Source organism: Pseudomonas sp. NPDC089396, assembly GCF_044749545.1.
Classification (GTDB): Bacteria; Pseudomonadota; Gammaproteobacteria; order Pseudomonadales; family Pseudomonadaceae; genus Aquipseudomonas.
On record NZ_JBIVIC010000011.1, the window covers coordinates 116,509 to 131,425 of the forward strand.

The 14,917-nt window shown below is 63.3% G+C and carries 15 protein-coding genes; 9 read left to right on the forward strand and 6 right to left on the reverse strand.

Annotated features, from left to right (window positions below; genetic code table 11):
* Positions 1-226: 226 nt before the first annotated feature.
* The 3 genes from ACIPZB_RS20185 to ACIPZB_RS20195 all read right to left on the reverse strand — a co-directional run bounded on the left by ACIPZB_RS20185 (position 227) and on the right by ACIPZB_RS20195 (position 3,301).
* A complete protein-coding gene (locus ACIPZB_RS20185) occupies positions 227-1,891 on the reverse strand; it encodes a cation acetate symporter (RefSeq protein ID WP_400642307.1) in 1,665 nt (554 codons plus the stop codon).
* Positions 1,888-2,199: a DUF485 domain-containing protein gene (locus ACIPZB_RS20190; protein WP_008090326.1), complete on the reverse strand. Its 312-nt coding sequence runs from the start codon at positions 2,197-2,199 to the stop codon at positions 1,888-1,890. Before ACIPZB_RS20190 ends, ACIPZB_RS20185 begins: the two co-directional genes overlap by 4 nt.
* Before the next feature lie 241 nt (positions 2,200-2,440).
* The gene (locus ACIPZB_RS20195) at positions 2,441-3,301 is read right to left on the reverse strand and encodes a glycine betaine ABC transporter substrate-binding protein (protein WP_400642308.1); all 861 of its coding nucleotides are present in this window, start codon (positions 3,299-3,301) and stop codon (positions 2,441-2,443) included.
* Between the two features lie 197 nt (positions 3,302-3,498).
* Here ACIPZB_RS20195 and ACIPZB_RS20200 point away from each other — a divergent pair, with 197 nt between their 5' ends.
* Entirely contained in the window at positions 3,499-5,064 is a 1,566-nt protein-coding gene (locus ACIPZB_RS20200; protein WP_400642309.1) for a beta (1-6) glucans synthase, read from the forward strand.
* A 130-nt stretch (positions 5,065-5,194) separates the two neighbouring features.
* Here ACIPZB_RS20200 and ACIPZB_RS20205 read toward each other — a convergent pair whose 3' ends face one another.
* On the reverse strand, positions 5,195-5,563 hold the full coding sequence (locus ACIPZB_RS20205; RefSeq protein WP_400642310.1) for a hypothetical protein: 369 nt from the start codon (positions 5,561-5,563) through the stop codon (positions 5,195-5,197).
* A 190-nt stretch (positions 5,564-5,753) separates the two neighbouring features.
* On the opposite strand from ACIPZB_RS20205, the gene ACIPZB_RS20210 reads away from it, so the two are divergent.
* Positions 5,754-7,052 carry a serine/threonine protein kinase gene (locus tag ACIPZB_RS20210; RefSeq protein WP_400642311.1) on the forward strand — a complete coding sequence of 433 codons (1,299 nt, stop codon included), beginning with the start codon at positions 5,754-5,756 and terminating at the stop codon, positions 7,050-7,052.
* Positions 7,045-7,869, forward strand: coding sequence for a VacJ family lipoprotein (locus ACIPZB_RS20215; protein ID WP_400642312.1), 825 nt, complete (start codon positions 7,045-7,047; stop codon positions 7,867-7,869). The genes ACIPZB_RS20210 and ACIPZB_RS20215 overlap by 8 nt, the downstream gene beginning before the upstream one ends.
* 115 nt (positions 7,870-7,984) lie before the next feature.
* Here the strand turns inward: ACIPZB_RS20215 and ACIPZB_RS20220 are convergent, their stop codons facing one another.
* Both ACIPZB_RS20220 and ACIPZB_RS20225 read right to left on the reverse strand, forming a co-directional pair.
* Positions 7,985-9,127 (reverse strand): patatin-like phospholipase family protein, encoded by a 1,143-nt coding sequence (locus tag ACIPZB_RS20220; RefSeq protein ID WP_400642314.1) that lies wholly within the window; start codon positions 9,125-9,127, stop codon positions 7,985-7,987.
* A 159-nt stretch (positions 9,128-9,286) separates the two neighbouring features.
* Positions 9,287-10,222: a lipid A biosynthesis lauroyl acyltransferase gene (locus tag ACIPZB_RS20225; protein ID WP_400642315.1), complete on the reverse strand. Its 936-nt coding sequence runs from the start codon at positions 10,220-10,222 to the stop codon at positions 9,287-9,289.
* Between the two features lie 111 nt (positions 10,223-10,333).
* Here ACIPZB_RS20225 and minC point away from each other — a divergent pair, with 111 nt between their 5' ends.
* The 6 genes from minC to ACIPZB_RS20255 all read left to right on the forward strand — a co-directional run bounded on the left by minC (position 10,334) and on the right by ACIPZB_RS20255 (position 14,881).
* Entirely contained in the window at positions 10,334-11,098 is a 765-nt protein-coding gene (minC, locus tag ACIPZB_RS20230) for a septum site-determining protein MinC (RefSeq protein ID WP_008092939.1), read from the forward strand.
* A 101-nt stretch (positions 11,099-11,199) separates the two neighbouring features.
* Entirely contained in the window at positions 11,200-12,012 is an 813-nt protein-coding gene (minD, locus tag ACIPZB_RS20235; RefSeq protein WP_008092938.1) for a septum site-determining protein MinD, read from the forward strand.
* Positions 12,013-12,015: 3 nt separating this feature from the next.
* A complete protein-coding gene (minE, locus tag ACIPZB_RS20240; protein WP_003252572.1) occupies positions 12,016-12,270 on the forward strand; it encodes a cell division topological specificity factor MinE in 255 nt (84 codons plus the stop codon).
* Between the two features lie 149 nt (positions 12,271-12,419).
* Positions 12,420-13,055 carry an RluA family pseudouridine synthase gene (locus tag ACIPZB_RS20245; protein WP_400642316.1) on the forward strand — a complete coding sequence of 212 codons (636 nt, stop codon included), beginning with the start codon at positions 12,420-12,422 and terminating at the stop codon, positions 13,053-13,055.
* Between the two features lie 171 nt (positions 13,056-13,226).
* A complete protein-coding gene (locus ACIPZB_RS20250) occupies positions 13,227-14,516 on the forward strand; it encodes a M18 family aminopeptidase (protein WP_400642317.1) in 1,290 nt (429 codons plus the stop codon).
* A 197-nt stretch (positions 14,517-14,713) separates the two neighbouring features.
* A complete protein-coding gene (locus ACIPZB_RS20255; RefSeq protein WP_400642318.1) occupies positions 14,714-14,881 on the forward strand; it encodes a hypothetical protein in 168 nt (55 codons plus the stop codon).
* Positions 14,882-14,917: the final 36 nt, after the last annotated feature.

The window sequence follows — 14,917 nt, forward strand, 5'->3', positions numbered from 1 at the left end:
GGCAGGTGGATTATTCGGATTTGTCTGCAGGGGAAATACGGGATCGCTCCGAGCGATTTGTTGAAATTTCCGAAAGCCCCATCGCCGGCAAGCCGACTCCCACAGAGGTCCCCATTGCTCTCAGGTTCAAGGGCGTACCTGTGGGAGCCGGCTTGCCGGCGATGGGCCCGGGGAAACGACAACGCCCCGACAGGCGGGGCGTTGTGTTCAAGCTACCAGGGTGGCGTTAGTGCGACACCGCCCCGCTGGCACCCAGGCCAGTCTGCGAACGGACGAACTGCGGGTAGAACAGCGCACGCTCGTCATCGGCCGCCTTGGACTTGTCGGTGACCGAGAAGAACCAGATACCGACGAAGGCAATCAGCATCGAGAACAGTGCCGGGTACTCGTACGGGTAGATGGCTTTCTCATGGCCCAGGATCTGCACCCAGATGGTCGGGCCGAGGATCATCAGCGTCACCGCACTGATCAGGCCCAGCCAGCCGCCGATCATGGCGCCGCGGGTGGTCAGCTTCTTCCAGTACATCGAAAGCAGCAGCACCGGGAAGTTGCAGCTGGCGGCGATGGAGAACGCCAGGCCGACCATGAAGGCGATGTTCTGCTTCTCGAACAGAATCCCCAGGCCGATCGCCAGCACGCCCAGTGCGACAGTGGTGATCTTCGACACGCGGATCTCGTCCTTGTCGTTGGCCTTGCCCTTGCGCCATACGCTGGCGTACAGGTCATGGGACACCGCCGAGGCACCGGCCAGGGTCAGGCCGGCGACCACCGCCAGGATGGTGGCGAACGCTACCGCCGAGATGAAGCCGAGGAAGATGCTGCCACCCACGGCATCGGCCAGGTGCACCGCCGCCATGTTGTTGCCGCCCAGCAGGGCGCCGGCGGCGTCCTTGAACTCTGGGTTGGTGCTGACCAGCAGGATCGCGCCGAAGCCGATGATGAAGGTCAGGATGTAGAAGTAGCCGATGAAGCCGGTGGCGTACAGCACGCTCTTGCGCGCTTCCTTGGCGTCACTGACGGTGAAGAAGCGCATCAGGATGTGCGGCAGGCCAGCGGTACCGAACATCAGCGCCAGGCCCAGGGAGAACGCCGAGATCGGGTCCTTGACCAGGCCGCCCGGGCTCATGATCGCCTCGCCCTTGGCGTGCACCTTGATCGCTTCGGAGAACAGGGTGTTGAAGTCGAAGCCCACGTGCTTCATCACCATCAGCGCCATGAAGCTGGCACCGGAGAGCAGCAGCACCGCCTTGATGATCTGCACCCAGGTGGTGGCCAGCATGCCGCCGAACAGCACGTACAGGCACATCAGGATGCCCACCAGGATCACCGCGACGTGGTAGTCCAGGCCGAACAGCAGCTCGATCAGCTTGCCGGCACCGACCATCTGGGCGATCAGGTAGAACGCCACCACCACCAGCGAGCCGGAGGCCGACAGGGTGCGGATTTCCTTTTGCCCGAGGCGGTACGAGGCGACGTCGGCGAAGGTGTACTTGCCCAGGTTGCGCAGGCGTTCGGCGATCAGGAAGAGGATGATCGGCCAGCCGACCAGGAAGCCGATCGAATAGATCAGGCCGTCATAGCCCGAGGTGAACACCAGCGCGGAAATACCCAGGAACGAGGCCGCCGACATGTAGTCGCCGGCAATCGCCAGGCCGTTCTGGAAACCGGTGATCTTGCCGCCGGCCGCGTAGTAGTCGGCGGCCGACTTGTTGCGTTTGGAGGCCCAGTAGGTGATGCCGAGGGTGAAGGCGACGAAGGCCACGAACATGGCGATCGCCGAGACGTTCAGCGGCTGTTTCTGCACCTCGCCGGTGATGGCATCGGCGGCCCACACGGCGGGTGCGAAAACGCCGCAGGCCAGGACGGCCAGGGCTTTGGCGTGGCGAATCATTGTTGCGCCTCCTTCAGGATGGCCTTGTTCAGCTCATCGAATTCGCCGTTGGCGCGGCGCACGTAGATGGCGGTCAGGACGAATGCCGAAACGATCAGGCCGACGCCCAGGGGAATGCCCCAGGTAATCGACGACTCGGGGCTGAGCTTGGCGCCCAGCAGGTGAGGACCGTAGGCGATCAGGAGGATGAAGGCGCAGTAGAGGCCGAGCATGATCGCCGAGAGTATCCAGGCGAAGCGCTCGCGTTTGCTGACCAGCTCCTTGAAGCGGGGGCTGTTTTGTATCGAGAGGTAAATGCTGTCGTTCATTGTTTTTGTCCTAGCAGCACAGGTAGGGGATGGAACCCACACCGTCACTTTATGCTGCCGTTGGACGCCAACCAGACGACCTTAGTCTTAGATGCAAGAGTGTTTTGCAGGATCTGTAAGAAAGCGGGGGCGCTTTGCGCCCCTTTCGCGACACAAGGCCGCTCCTACAAGGGACCGCGAGCCCTTTGTAGGAGCGGCCTTGTGTCGCGAAAGGGCTGCAAAGCAGCCCCCGCATCCACCATTACTTACCGGTCCACTCCTTGACCCGCTCCGGATGCTTGGCCACCCAGTCCTTCGCAGCCGCTTCAGGCTTGGCCCCATCCTGAATCGCCAGCATCACCTCGCCGATCTCATCCTTGGACTGCCACTGGAACTTCTTGAGGAATTCGGCAACTTCCGGCGCCTTCTTGTCCAGCTCCTTGCTGCCGATGCTGTTGACCGTTTCCGCCGCGCCATATACCCCTTTGGGGTCATCCAGGAACTTGAGCTTCCACTTGGCGAACATCCAGTGCGGCACCCAGCCGGTCACGGCAATCGACTGTTGCTTGGGATAGGCGCGCCCCAGTTCCGCCGTCATGCCCGCCCCGGAGCTGGCCTGCAGCTTGTAGCCGGTGAGGTTGTAATCCTTGATCGCCTGCTCGGTCTTGATCATCACGCCGGAGCCTGCGTCGATGCCCACGATCTTCTGCTTGAAGCTCTCGTCGGTCTTGAGATCTTCAATGCTGGTTGCCTTGACGTATTCGGGGACGATCAGGCCGATCTTGGCATCCTTGAAGTTGGCGCCGTAGTCGACCACCTTGTCCTTGTTCTTGGCCCAGTATTCGCCATGGGTTACCGGCAACCAGGCCGAGAGCATGGCGTCGAGCTTGCCGGTGGCCACCCCCTGCCACATGATCCCGGCGGCCACTGCCTGCAGCTTCACGTCGTAGCCGAGCTTCTGCTTGATCACTTCGGCGGCCACGTTGGTGGTCGCCACACTGTCGGCCCAACCATCCACGTAACCGATGCTTACCTCTTTGGCCATTGCCTGTGCAGTGCTCATGGCCAATACCAGGGCAGTGCCCACCCCCAGGAAACGTCGCATTGTGTTCAAAGTTGCCATCAAAGCATCCCCTCGTCAGGTCTTGGAAATTGCATCATGTGCCTGCAACCATAGCCGACCTGCTCCATCTGCGACCTGTAGCCAATCCCATTGCGACAGCACTGTGCCATTAGCGGCAACGGCCCGCGCGGTTCTGCGCGATCCTTGCATGCCAAAGGATTGGCGCCGGGCTACTATCTAACGTTTTGCGCCTGACGATGGACCGCACGATGCCCAACCCTGCCCGCCTGCTGTTGCCGCTCTACCTGCTTGCCTGCCTGCTGGCCCTGCTCGGCTTGGGGGCGCTCTGGTACGGGCTGGGCAAGCCGCTGCAACTGCCAGACGCCGCCAGCCCCACGCACAAGCTGCAGTGCGCGTCGTACACGCCATTCGACAAAGACCAGTCGCCCTTCGATCAGCCCTTCCGTCTGCGCCCGGCACGCATGGACGCCGACCTGGCGCTGCTGGCCGAGCGATTTCAGTGCATCCGGACCTATTCCATGACCGGGCTTGAAGCGATCCCGGCGCTGGCACGCAAGCACGGTTTGAAGGTGATGCTCGGGGCCTGGGTGAATGCCAACCCGATCGATACCGACAAGGAAGTGCAGTTGCTGATCGCCGCCGCCAACGCCAACCCGGACGTGGTCAGCGCGGTGATCGTCGGCAATGAGGCGCTGTTGCGCAAGGAAGTCACCGGCGAGCGCCTGGCGGCGTTGATCGGTGAGGTCAAGCGCCAGGTCAAGGTGCCGGTGACCTACGCCGATGTCTGGGAGTTCTGGTTGCAGCATCCGCAGGTGGCACCGGCGGTGGACTTTTTGACCATCCACCTGCTGCCTTACTGGGAAGACGACCCCAGTGGCATCGATGACGCCCTGGCCCACGTTGCCGAGGTACACCAGGTGTTCGCCAACCGCTTCGCGCCCAAGGACATCTTCATCGGTGAAACCGGCTGGCCCAGCGAAGGCCGTCAGCGCGAGACCGCCGTGCCCAGCCGGGCCAATGAGGCGCGCTTCATCCGCGGTTTTGTCGCCATGGCCGAGACCAATGGCTGGCACTACAACCTGATCGAAGCCTTCGACCAGCCCTGGAAACGCGCCAATGAGGGCGCGGTAGGCGGCTACTGGGGGCTGTACGATGCCGACCGGCAAGACAAGGGCGTGCTCGAAGGGCCTGTCAGCAACCTGCATTACTGGCCGCAATGGTTGCTGGCCAGCGGGGTGCTGATGGCGGTCATGCTGGTGCTCGCCGGGTGCCCTGCCAGCACTGCCGGTGCGCTGCTGCTGCCGCTGCTGGTGGCGTTTGGCGCGGGGTGCCTGGGGCTGTGGGGCGAGTTGATGCGCAGTCATGCGCGGTTTGCCGGGGAGTGGCTGTGGGCGGTGTTGCTGGCGGGGCTGAATCTGCTGGTGCTGCTGCATGGCGCCCTGGCCCTGGCGCGCCGTGAAGGCTGGCGGCAACGCCTGTTCGCCTGGCTCGAAGCACGGGCCGGTTGGCTGTTACTGGCGGCGGGGTTCGCGGCAGCGGTGAGCATGCTGGCGATGGTGTTCGACCCGCGGTACCGCAGCTTTCCTACTGCGGCGCTGGCCTTGCCGGCGGTGGTGTACCTGTTGCGGCCCGTGGCGGCGGCGCGGGCGGAGGTGGCATTGCTGGCCTTCATTGTCGGGGCTGGGGTGTTGCCGCAGCTTTACCGGGAAGGGCTGGAGAACCAGCAGGCCTGGGGCTGGGCGGTGGTCAGTGTGCTGATGACTGCAGCGTTGTGGCGCAGCTTGAGGTTGCGCAGGGCTTAATTATCGCAGGCGAGGACTGCGTCCTCGATCGCCGGCAAGCCGGCTCCCACAGGCACCCCACAGTTCTGGAAAGGTGTGCAGTACCTGTGGGAGCCGGCTTGCCGGCGAATGGGCTGCAACGCAGCCCCTGTCATACGCGACGCGGTTGCCGAACCAGACGCAACCCCGCCAGCACCACTGCGAATACCGCGATGCTAGCGGTATACAAGATCAAGGCAGGCACCCCGAACACCAGCGCCAGCCCCGCCAGCCACCATCCGCCGCGACCGGAAACCACCTGCGCCAGCAACGCCAGCCCCAACCCGGCCCAGGCCAGCACCTGGAAGTGAATCCCCAGTCCCAGCAACGAGCGGACCTGGCACTGCCAGTACTCGTCCGGTACGGTACACAGCCCAACCCACTGGGTATCCTCCATCAACCCATAACGCACGCCGTAGCTGGCCGCAAGCCAAAGCGCCAGAAACAGCAAAAGAAAAGCGACCGGTAGCGAACGAGACATCTACTTTTCCTACAGCGGTATTGGAATAACATCGATGATCGCCCAATCTCTGTCACAAGGCAAAATCATGGCCTTGCAGCTATGTTGCAGTTAACAAGCACACCAAAGGCCACTGCACCTGGCAACTTTGCTGGCACACACGTGGTCCTAGCCTGCGTATTGCACGACCTTGTACCTTCTGGGGGATTACATGCTTCGATCTTGGCGCCTAGCCGCCCTTCTTGGCGGCCTGCTTATGGCTGCAGCCGCGTCGGCACGGGATATCGACGCCGCGAGCTACGGTTTCCCCTTGACCAACCCGTTCGAGGCGACCATCGCCACCACACCGCCCGAACAGCGACCGACACTGCCCAGCGACGATGAAATCGACCAGGCCGACTACAGCCTCAACCTGCGCCCGGAGCGTGAGTTCACCCTGCCCGACAACTTCTGGTCGGTGAAAAAACTCAAGTACCGCCTGGCCAAGCAGGACCATGAAGCACCGCTGATCTTCCTCATCGCCGGCACCGGCGCGCCCTACTCCAGCAGTATCAACGAGTACCTGAAAAAGCTGTTCTACCAGGCCGGCTTCCACGTGGTGCAGCTGTCGTCACCGACCAGCTGGGACTTCATGAGCGCCGCCTCGCGCTTCGCCACCCCTGGGGTGAGCAAGGAGGACGCCGAAGACATGTACCGGGTGATGCAGGCCGTGCGTGCCCAGCACCCGCGCCTGCCGATCAGCGAGTTCTACCTCACCGGCTATAGCCTGGGTGCGCTGGATGCGGCGTTCGTCAGCCACCTGGACGAAACTCGCCGCAGCTTCAACTTCAAGCGCGTGCTGCTGCTCAACCCGCCGGTCAACCTGTACACCTCGATCAACAACCTGGACAAGCTGGTGCAGACCCAGGTCAAAGGCATCGACCGCAGCACCACCTTCTATGAACTGATGCTGGAAAAGCTCACCCGCTACTTCCAGGACAAGGGCTACATCGACCTCAACGACGCCTTGCTGTACGACTTCCAGCAATCGCGCCAGCACCTGTCCAACGAACAGATGGCCATGCTCATCGGCACCTCGTTCCGCTTCTCGGCGGCCGATATCGCCTTCACTTCCGACCTGATCAACCGCCGCGGCCTGATCATTCCGCCGAAGTTTCCGATCACCGAAGGCAGCAGCCTGACGCCGTTCTTCAAGCGCGCCCTGCAGTGTGATTTCGACTGCTACATGACCGAGCAGGTGATTCCCATGTGGCGTGCCCGCACCGATGGCGGCAGCATCCTGCAACTGGTCGACCAGGTGAGCCTGTACGCGCTGGAGGACTACTTGCGCGACAGCCCGAAGATCGCCGTGATGCACAACGCCGACGACGTGATCCTCGGCCCGGGCGATATCGGTTTCCTGCGCAAGGTGTTTGGCGATCGCCTGACCCTTTACCCCCATGGCGGCCATTGCGGCAACCTCAACTACCGCGTCAACAGCGACGCCATGCTGGAGTTCTTCCGTGGTTAACAAATGCCTCCTCGCCACCGCCCTGCTGGTTGCCGGCAATGCCCTGGCCGCGGAAACCGCGCCACGCGCCAGTGTGATCGAAGCCGACCCGCAGGTGACAACACAACCGCTGGAACCGGAGTCCGATGGCTTCATCGACCCGCTGCGTGAACTGAAATTCAACCCCGGGCTCGACCAGCGCGAGTTCGAACGCTCGACCCTGGCAGCCTTGAACGTGTACGACCCGCTGGAGTCGATGAACCGGCGCATCTACCACTTCAACTACCGCGTGGACCAATGGGTGCTGCTGCCGCTGGTGAGCGGCTACCAGTACGTCACCCCAAGTTTCGTGCGCACCGGCGTGAGCAACTTCTTCAACAACCTGGGTGACATACCCAACCTGTTCAATAGCGTGCTGCAACTCAAGCCCAAGCGTTCGGCAGAAATCACCGCCCGCCTGATGTTCAACACCATCATCGGCGTTGGCGGGCTGTGGGACCCGGCGACCAAGATGGGCCTGCCGCGCCAGAACGAAGACTTTGGCCAGACCTTGGGCTTCTATGGCGTGCCGGAAGGGCCGTACATCATGCTGCCGGTGCTGGGCCCGTCGAACCTGCGCGACACCACCGGGGTGGTGGTGGACTATGCCGGGGAACAGGCAGTGAACTTCCTCAATGTGCCGGAAACCAGCACCGATCATCCGGAGATCTTGCTGTTGCAGGTAGTGGACAAGCGCTATACCACGCGCTTCCGCTATGGCCAGCTCAACTCGCCGTTCGAGTACGAGAAAGTGCGGTATGTGTACACCCAGGCGCGCAAGTTGCAGATAGCTGAGTGATGGCTGACGGCCCTATCGCCGGCAAGCCGGCTCCCACAGGTACAGCGCTGCACTGAAGAACAGTGGTGTACCTGTGGGAGCTGGCTTGCCAGCGATAGGGCCAGCGCCAACACCCTCATATCCCCAGAAACTGCTCCAGCTCCCGCCTTTTGGCCAACGCATCCCGCCGGCCCAGCTCGATCAGCTCGCTGCAGTAGCTGGCCTCGAACAGCAAGTAACTCAACACCCCCGCCCCACTGGTCCGGGTCGCCCCCGGCCCGCGCAGGAACAGCCGCAACGCCGCCGGCAGCTCGCGCCGGTGCCGCGCGGCGATCTCGTCCAGGGGCTGGCTGGGCGCCACCACCAGTACCTCGATCGGCGCCAGGCCCAGGCGCCGGGCATCCAGGTGCGCAGGCAGCAGGTGGCTGAGGTGGTTGAGCCGCTGCAGCAGCTCGATGTCATCTTCCAGGCTGTCGATGAAGGTGCTGTTGAGCATATGCCCGCCAATCTGCGCCAGGCTCGGCTGCTGGCCGCTGAACACACGCTGGGTCGGTAAAGGCGGCGCCGGCCGTTGCGGGTTGCCGCTGACCCCGACCACCAGCACGCGGCTGGCGCCAAGGTGCAACGCCGGGCTGATCGGCGCCGACTGGCGCACCGCGCCGTCACCGTAATACTCATCGCCCAGTCGCACCGGCGCGAACAGCAGCGGAATCGCCGCGCTGGCGAGCAGGTGGTCGATGGTCAGCGGCGTAGGCACGCCGATGCGGCGGTGGCGCAACCAGGCGTCGATGGTGCCGCGGCCCTGGTAGAAGGTCACCGCCTGGCCGGCGTCGTAGCCGAACGCAGTCACTGCCACCGCACGCAGGTGCTCGGCGGCCAGGGCCTCGTCGATACCGCCAAGGTCAAGGTGCGACTGCAGCAGCTGGCGCAAGGGGCTGCTGTCGAGCAAGGCCACCGGCGCGTTACCACCCAGGCCCAGCAGGTTCTGGCTGACGAAGCGGCTGGCCTGGCGAATCACCCCTGGCCAGTCGCTGCGCAGCACCAGGTGGCTGCGAAAGCCCTGCCAGAAACGGGTGAGCGCTTGCACCGATTCACTGAAGCGGCTGGCGCCGCTGGCCAGGGCCACGGCGTTGATGGCGCCGGCCGAGGTGCCGACGATGACCGGGAACGGGTTGGGCGCGCCAGGGGGCAGCAGCTCGGCGATGCCGGCCAACACGCCGACCTGGTAGGCGGCGCGGGCGCCGCCGCCGGAGAGGATCAGGCCGGTGGTTGGGGTCATCGAATCCTTCCTGGCGTCAGGGTGTCAGCACCGGCCTTATCGCCTCGGTTCGTCGCCACGACAAGCCGGCTCCCACAAGGACCCCACTGAACTTCAGAACGGTGAAACACCTGTGGGAGCCGGCTTGCCGGCGATGAGGCCGGGCCTGCAAAAACGCTATCATCGCTTTTTCTTGTCATACAGCCGCGGCTCGCCCTCGGGCCGCGACTTGAAGCGACGGTGCGCCCACAGATATTGCTCGGGACACTCGCGCAACACGCCTTCGATCCACTGATTGATGCGCAGGCAGTCGGCCTCTTCGCTTTCACCGGGGAAGTCCTCCAGCGGCGGATGGATCACCAGACGATAGCCGCTGCCATCCTCCAGGCGCTTCTGGGTGAAGGGAATGACCTGCGCCTTGCCCAACCGCGCAAACTTGGTGGTGGCGGTGACCGTCGCCGCCGGGATACCGAACAGCGGCACGAACAGGCTCTGCTTGGCACCGTAGTCCTGGTCCGGCGCATACCAGATGGCACGGCCAGAGCGCAGCAGCTTGAGCATGCCGCGCACGTCTTCACGCTCCACCGCCAGCGAGTCGAGGTTATGCCGCTCGCGGCCGTTGCGCTGGATGAAGTCGAACAGCGGGTTGCCGTGCTCGCGGTACATGCCGTCGATGGTATGGACCTGCCCCAGCAGTGCGGCACCGATCTCCAGGGTGGTGAAGTGCACCGCCATGAGAATCGCGCCCTGCCCGGCCTGTTGCGCCGCCTGCAGGTGTTCGAGGCCTTCGATGTGCGCCAGGCGCGCCAACCTGGCCTTGGGCCACCACCAGCTCATGGCCATTTCGAAGAAGGCAATGCCGGTGGAGGCGAAATTCGCCTTCAACAAACGGCGCCGTTCGTCGACGGACAGTTCCGGGAAGCACAGCTCCAGGTTGCGCGCGGCAATGCGCCGACGCTCACCAGCCACGCGGTACATCAGCGCGCCCAGGGCACTGCCGAGCCACAGCAGGGCCCGGTACGGCAGCTGCACCACCAGCCACAGCAGGCCCAGGCCAAGCCACAGGCCCCAGAACCGTGGGTGAAGGAAATAGGGACGAAAACGCGGGCGTTCCATTGAAGCTTCCGGTAGGACAAAGGCTGAGCATTCTACATCGGATCCGCGCCGGTTGCGGCCAACCGGTCTTATCGTTATAAGTCAGGGCACTTTTTTCGCAACTTGCCGTCTATGCAGACCATGAGCCCAAACCACACACCCGACACCGCCTCCGTGTTCCAGCTCAAGGGCAGCATGCTCGCCATCACTGTGCTGGAACTGGGGCGCAACGACCTGCAAGCCCTCGACCGCCAACTGGCGGCGAAAGTGGCCCAGGCACCGAACTTCTTCAGCAACACGCCACTGGTGCTGGCCCTGGACAAGTTGCCGGCCGACGAAGGCGCCATCGACCTGCCTGGACTGATGCGCATCTGCCGCCACCACGGCCTGCGCACCCTGGCCATCCGCGCCAACCGCATCGAGGACATCGCCGCGGCGATCGCCATCGACCTGCCCGTGCTGCCGCCCTCCGGTGCCCGCGAGCGGCCGCTGGAGCCGGAGCCCGAGGTGAAGAAGCCCGAACCGGCCCCTGCCCCTGCGCCGCCCCCCGCTGCCGAGCCTGAAATCCGTCCTACCCGGATCATCACCTCGCCGGTGCGCGGCGGCCAGCAGATCTACGCCCAGGGCGGCGACCTGGTGGTCACAGGCTCCGTCAGCCCAGGCGCGGAACTTCTCGCCGATGGCAACATCCATGTGTACGGCGCCATGCGCGGCCGCGCCCTGGCCGGCATCAAAGGCAATACCAAGGCACGCATCTTCTGTCAGCAGATGACCGCCGAAATGGTCTCCATCGCTGGCCAGTACAAGGTCTGCGAAGACCTGCGCCGCGACCCGCTGTGGGGTTCCGGCGTGCAAGTCAGCCTGTCTGGTGACGTGTTGAACATCACCCGTCTTTAACGGATACTTGCCGTCATTTTTAGAGCAACTTTTTTACTCGTTGCCGTTTTTTGCATTTTTGCTGGGACACGCGTCCCGACTTAATTTAGGGGTGAAACACCTTGGCCAAGATTCTCGTCGTTACTTCCGGCAAGGGGGGTGTGGGCAAGACCACCACCAGCGCCGCCATCGGCACCGGCCTCGCACTGCGCGGCCACAAGACAGTCATCGTCGACTTCGACGTGGGCCTGCGTAACCTCGACCTGATCATGGGTTGCGAACGTCGCGTGGTGTACGACTTCGTCAACGTGGTCAACGGCGAAGCCAATCTGCAACAGGCCCTGATCAAGGACAAGCGCCTCGAGAACCTGTTCGTGCTGGCCGCCAGCCAGACCCGCGACAAGGATGCGCTGACCCAGGAAGGCGTCGAAAAAGTACTGATGGAGCTGAAGGAAACCTTCGAATACGTCATTTGCGACTCGCCGGCCGGTATCGAGAAGGGCGCGCACCTGGCGATGTACTTCGCCGACGAAGCCATTGTCGTGACCAACCCGGAAGTATCGTCGGTACGTGACTCCGACCGCATGCTGGGCATCCTCTCGAGCAAGTCGCGCCGCTCCGAGAACGGCGAGGAGCCGATCAAGGAACACCTGCTGATCACCCGTTACCACCCCGAGCGCGTCGAAAAGGGCGAAATGCTCAGCATCGCCGACGTCGAAGAGATCCTGGCGATCAAGCTCAAGGGTGTGATTCCCGAGTCTCAGGCGGTTCTCAAGGCTTCCAACCAGGGCATTCCGGTCATCCTCGACGACCAGAGCGATGCTGGCCAGGCGTACAGCGACACCGTCGACCGCCTCCTGGGCAAAGAGAAACCCCTGCGTTTCATCGAAGTGCCGAAGCAAGGATTCTTCGCGCGCCTGTTTGGAGGCAAGTAAACCATGAACCTTTTTGACTTCTTTCGTGGCAGACAGAAACAGACCAGCGCGTCGGTGGCGAAAGAGCGTCTACAGATCATCGTGGCGCATGAGCGCGGCCAGCGCAGCGAGCCGGACTACCTGCCGGCCCTGCAGAAAGAACTGCTCGAAGTGATCCGCAAGTATGTGAACATCGGCAACGATGATGTGCACATCGAGCTGGAAAACCAGGGTAGCTGCTCGATTCTGGAACTGAACATCACCTTGCCGGATCGCTGATCTGGCTGATCCGGGGCTGCTTCGCAGCCCTTTCGCGACACAAGGCCGCTCCTACAGGGGTTAGTGATCTCTGTAGGAGCGGCCTTGTGTCGCGAAAGGGCCGCAAAGCGGCCCCAAATGATTTACACCGCTCTCACAGAGAACCCGCAATGCCGCTGTCGAACGTGCAGATCCTCCATGAAGACGCCGCCATCCTGGTGGTCAACAAGCCGACCCTGCTGCTGTCGGTGCCAGGCCGTGCCGACGACAACAAGGACTGCCTGATCACCCGCCTGCAGGAAAACGGCTACCCGGACGCGCTGATCGTTCATCGCCTGGACTGGGAAACCTCCGGCATCATCCTGCTGGCCCGTGATGCCGACAGCCACCGCGAGCTGTCGCGCCAGTTCCACGATCGCGAGACCGAGAAGGCCTACACCGCCCTGTGCTGGGGCCAGCCGGCGCTGGACAGCGGCAGTATCGACCTGCCGCTGCGCTACGACCCGCCCACCAAGCCACGCCATGTGGTGGACCATGAGCTGGGCAAGCATGCCTTGACCTTCTGGCGCATCGTCGAGCGCTGTGGCGACCACTGCCGCGTCGAACTGACGCCCATCACCGGGCGCTCGCACCAGCTGCGCGTGCATATGCTGTCGATCGGGCATCCGCTGCTGGGCGACCGGCTGTATGCCAACCCTGAGGCGTTGGCGGCGCATGAACGGCTGTGCCTGCATGCTTCGATGCTGAGCTTTACCCACCCGGTTAGCGGCGAGCGGTTGAAGTTCGAGTGCGCGGCACCGTTCTGAGTCTGTGTGCTGGCTGTACTGGCCTCATCGCCGGCAAGCCGGCTCCCACAGGTGCATCACTGCCCTTGAGAACAGTGGAATAGCTGTGGGCGCCGGCTTGCCGGCGATGGGCCCGACACAATTTGTGATCTATCTGCGTTAAACTCGCGCCACTGCTGTCTGGAGTGAGCTATGCGCGAAGCACTGAATACCGGCCTGATTGATTTTCTGAAGGCCTCCCCGACGCCCTTCCATGCCACCGCCAGCCTGGCCCAGCGCCTCGAGGCTGCCGGCTACCAGCGCCTGGACGAGCGTGACAGCTGGGCCACGGTGCCTGGCGGTCGCTACTACGTTACCCGCAACGATTCCTCGATCATCGCCATCAAGCTGGGCAAGCAAGCGCCCCTGCTGAACGGCATCCGCATGGTCGGCGCGCACACCGACAGCCCGTGCCTGCGGGTCAAGCCGCAGCCTGAGCTGCAGCGCCAGGGCTTCCTGCAACTGGGCGTGGAAGTCTACGGCGGCGCCCTGCTGGCGCCGTGGTTCGACCGCGACCTGTCGCTGGCCGGGCGTGTCACCTTCCGCCGTGACGGCAAGGTGGAAAGCCAACTGATCGACTTCAAGCTGCCGATCGCGGTCATTCCCAACCTGGCCATCCACCTCAACCGCACCGCCAACGAAGGCTGGCAGATCAATCCGCAGACCGAACTGCCGCCGATCCTTGCCCAGGTGGCCGGCGATGAGCGCATCGACTTCCGCGCCCTGCTCACCGAGCAGTTGGCCCGCGAGCACGACCTCAACGCCGATGTGGTGCTGGACTACGAACTGAGCTTCTACGACACCCAGGATGCCGCGCTGATCGGCCTGAACGGCGACTTCATCGCCGGTGCCCGCCTGGACAACCTGCTGTCGTGCTATGCCGGCCTGCAGGCGCTGCTGGCGGCCGACAGTGACGAAACCTGTGTGCTGGTGTGCAACGACCACGAGGAAGTGGGCAGCTGTTCGGCCTGTGGCGCCGACGGCCCGATGCTGGAACAGACCCTGCAGCGCCTGCTGCCGGACGGCGATGCCTATGTGCGCACTATCCAGCGCTCGCTGATGGTCTCGGCCGACAACGCCCACGGCGTACACCCCAACTACGCCGACAAGCATGATGGCAACCACGGGCCCAAGCTCAATGCAGGGCCGGTGATCAAGGTCAACAACAACCAGCGTTACGCCACCAACAGCGAAACAGCGGGCTTCTTCCGCCACCTGTGCATGGCCGAAGAAGTGCCGGTGCAGAGCTTCGTGGTGCGCAGCGACATGGGTTGCGGTTCGACCATCGGCCCGATCACCGCCAGCCACCTTGGCGTGCGTACCGTGGATATTGGCCTGCCGACCTTTGCCATGCACTCGATTCGCGAGTTGTGTGGCAGCCAGGACCTGGCGCACCTGGTGAAGGTGTTGACGGCGTTCTATCGCAGCCGCGACTTGCCCTGAGTCTTGTAGCGGCCTTATCGCCGGCAAGCCGGCTCCCACAGGGACTCCACAAGCCTCAAGGGCAGTGATATTCCTGTGGGAGCCGGCTTGCCGGCGATAGGGCCGGCAATGTCGAAACACCTGCCCAGGATCAATCCCCGCCCCCCTTCAACCCGCTATGCTTAACGCATGCCCCCATGCCATAAGGTTTGCTGTCCATGTCCCCGTTCTTGTCCCTGTTCGTACCGGTGTTCCTGTTCCTGATGCTGCTGACCATCGGTTTCAGCATGCGCGAGCGCAATGTCGGCGTCTTCATGATGTGGATCGGCACACTGGGCATCTTCGGCCTGACCTGCTGGAAGATCCTGGAGAAACTCCCCACATAAACCTCTACACTCGGTCAATCGTTTGACCTGAGGTTG

Excerpts from the sequence above, each read along its gene's own strand:
- minC (WP_008092939.1), top strand. The coding sequence starts at position 10,334 with ATGCAGACCATGAGCCCAAACCACACACCCGACACCGCCTCCGTGTTC.
- ACIPZB_RS20185 (WP_400642307.1), bottom strand. The coding sequence starts at position 1,891 with ATGATTCGCCACGCCAAAGCCCTGGCCGTCCTGGCCTGCGGCGTTTTC.
- ACIPZB_RS20210 (WP_400642311.1), top strand. The coding sequence starts at position 5,754 with ATGCTTCGATCTTGGCGCCTAGCCGCCCTTCTTGGCGGCCTGCTTATG.
- ACIPZB_RS20200 (WP_400642309.1), top strand. The coding sequence starts at position 3,499 with ATGGACCGCACGATGCCCAACCCTGCCCGCCTGCTGTTGCCGCTCTAC.
- minE (WP_003252572.1), top strand. The coding sequence starts at position 12,016 with ATGAACCTTTTTGACTTCTTTCGTGGCAGACAGAAACAGACCAGCGCG.
- ACIPZB_RS20195 (WP_400642308.1), bottom strand. The coding sequence starts at position 3,301 with ATGGCAACTTTGAACACAATGCGACGTTTCCTGGGGGTGGGCACTGCC.
- ACIPZB_RS20190 (WP_008090326.1), bottom strand. The coding sequence starts at position 2,199 with ATGAACGACAGCATTTACCTCTCGATACAAAACAGCCCCCGCTTCAAG.
- ACIPZB_RS20255 (WP_400642318.1), top strand. The coding sequence starts at position 14,714 with ATGTCCCCGTTCTTGTCCCTGTTCGTACCGGTGTTCCTGTTCCTGATG.
- ACIPZB_RS20205 (WP_400642310.1), bottom strand. The coding sequence starts at position 5,563 with ATGTCTCGTTCGCTACCGGTCGCTTTTCTTTTGCTGTTTCTGGCGCTT.
- ACIPZB_RS20225 (WP_400642315.1), bottom strand. The coding sequence starts at position 10,222 with ATGGAACGCCCGCGTTTTCGTCCCTATTTCCTTCACCCACGGTTCTGG.
- ACIPZB_RS20245 (WP_400642316.1), top strand. The coding sequence starts at position 12,420 with ATGCCGCTGTCGAACGTGCAGATCCTCCATGAAGACGCCGCCATCCTG.
- ACIPZB_RS20220 (WP_400642314.1), bottom strand. The coding sequence starts at position 9,127 with ATGACCCCAACCACCGGCCTGATCCTCTCCGGCGGCGGCGCCCGCGCC.
- ACIPZB_RS20250 (WP_400642317.1), top strand. The coding sequence starts at position 13,227 with ATGCGCGAAGCACTGAATACCGGCCTGATTGATTTTCTGAAGGCCTCC.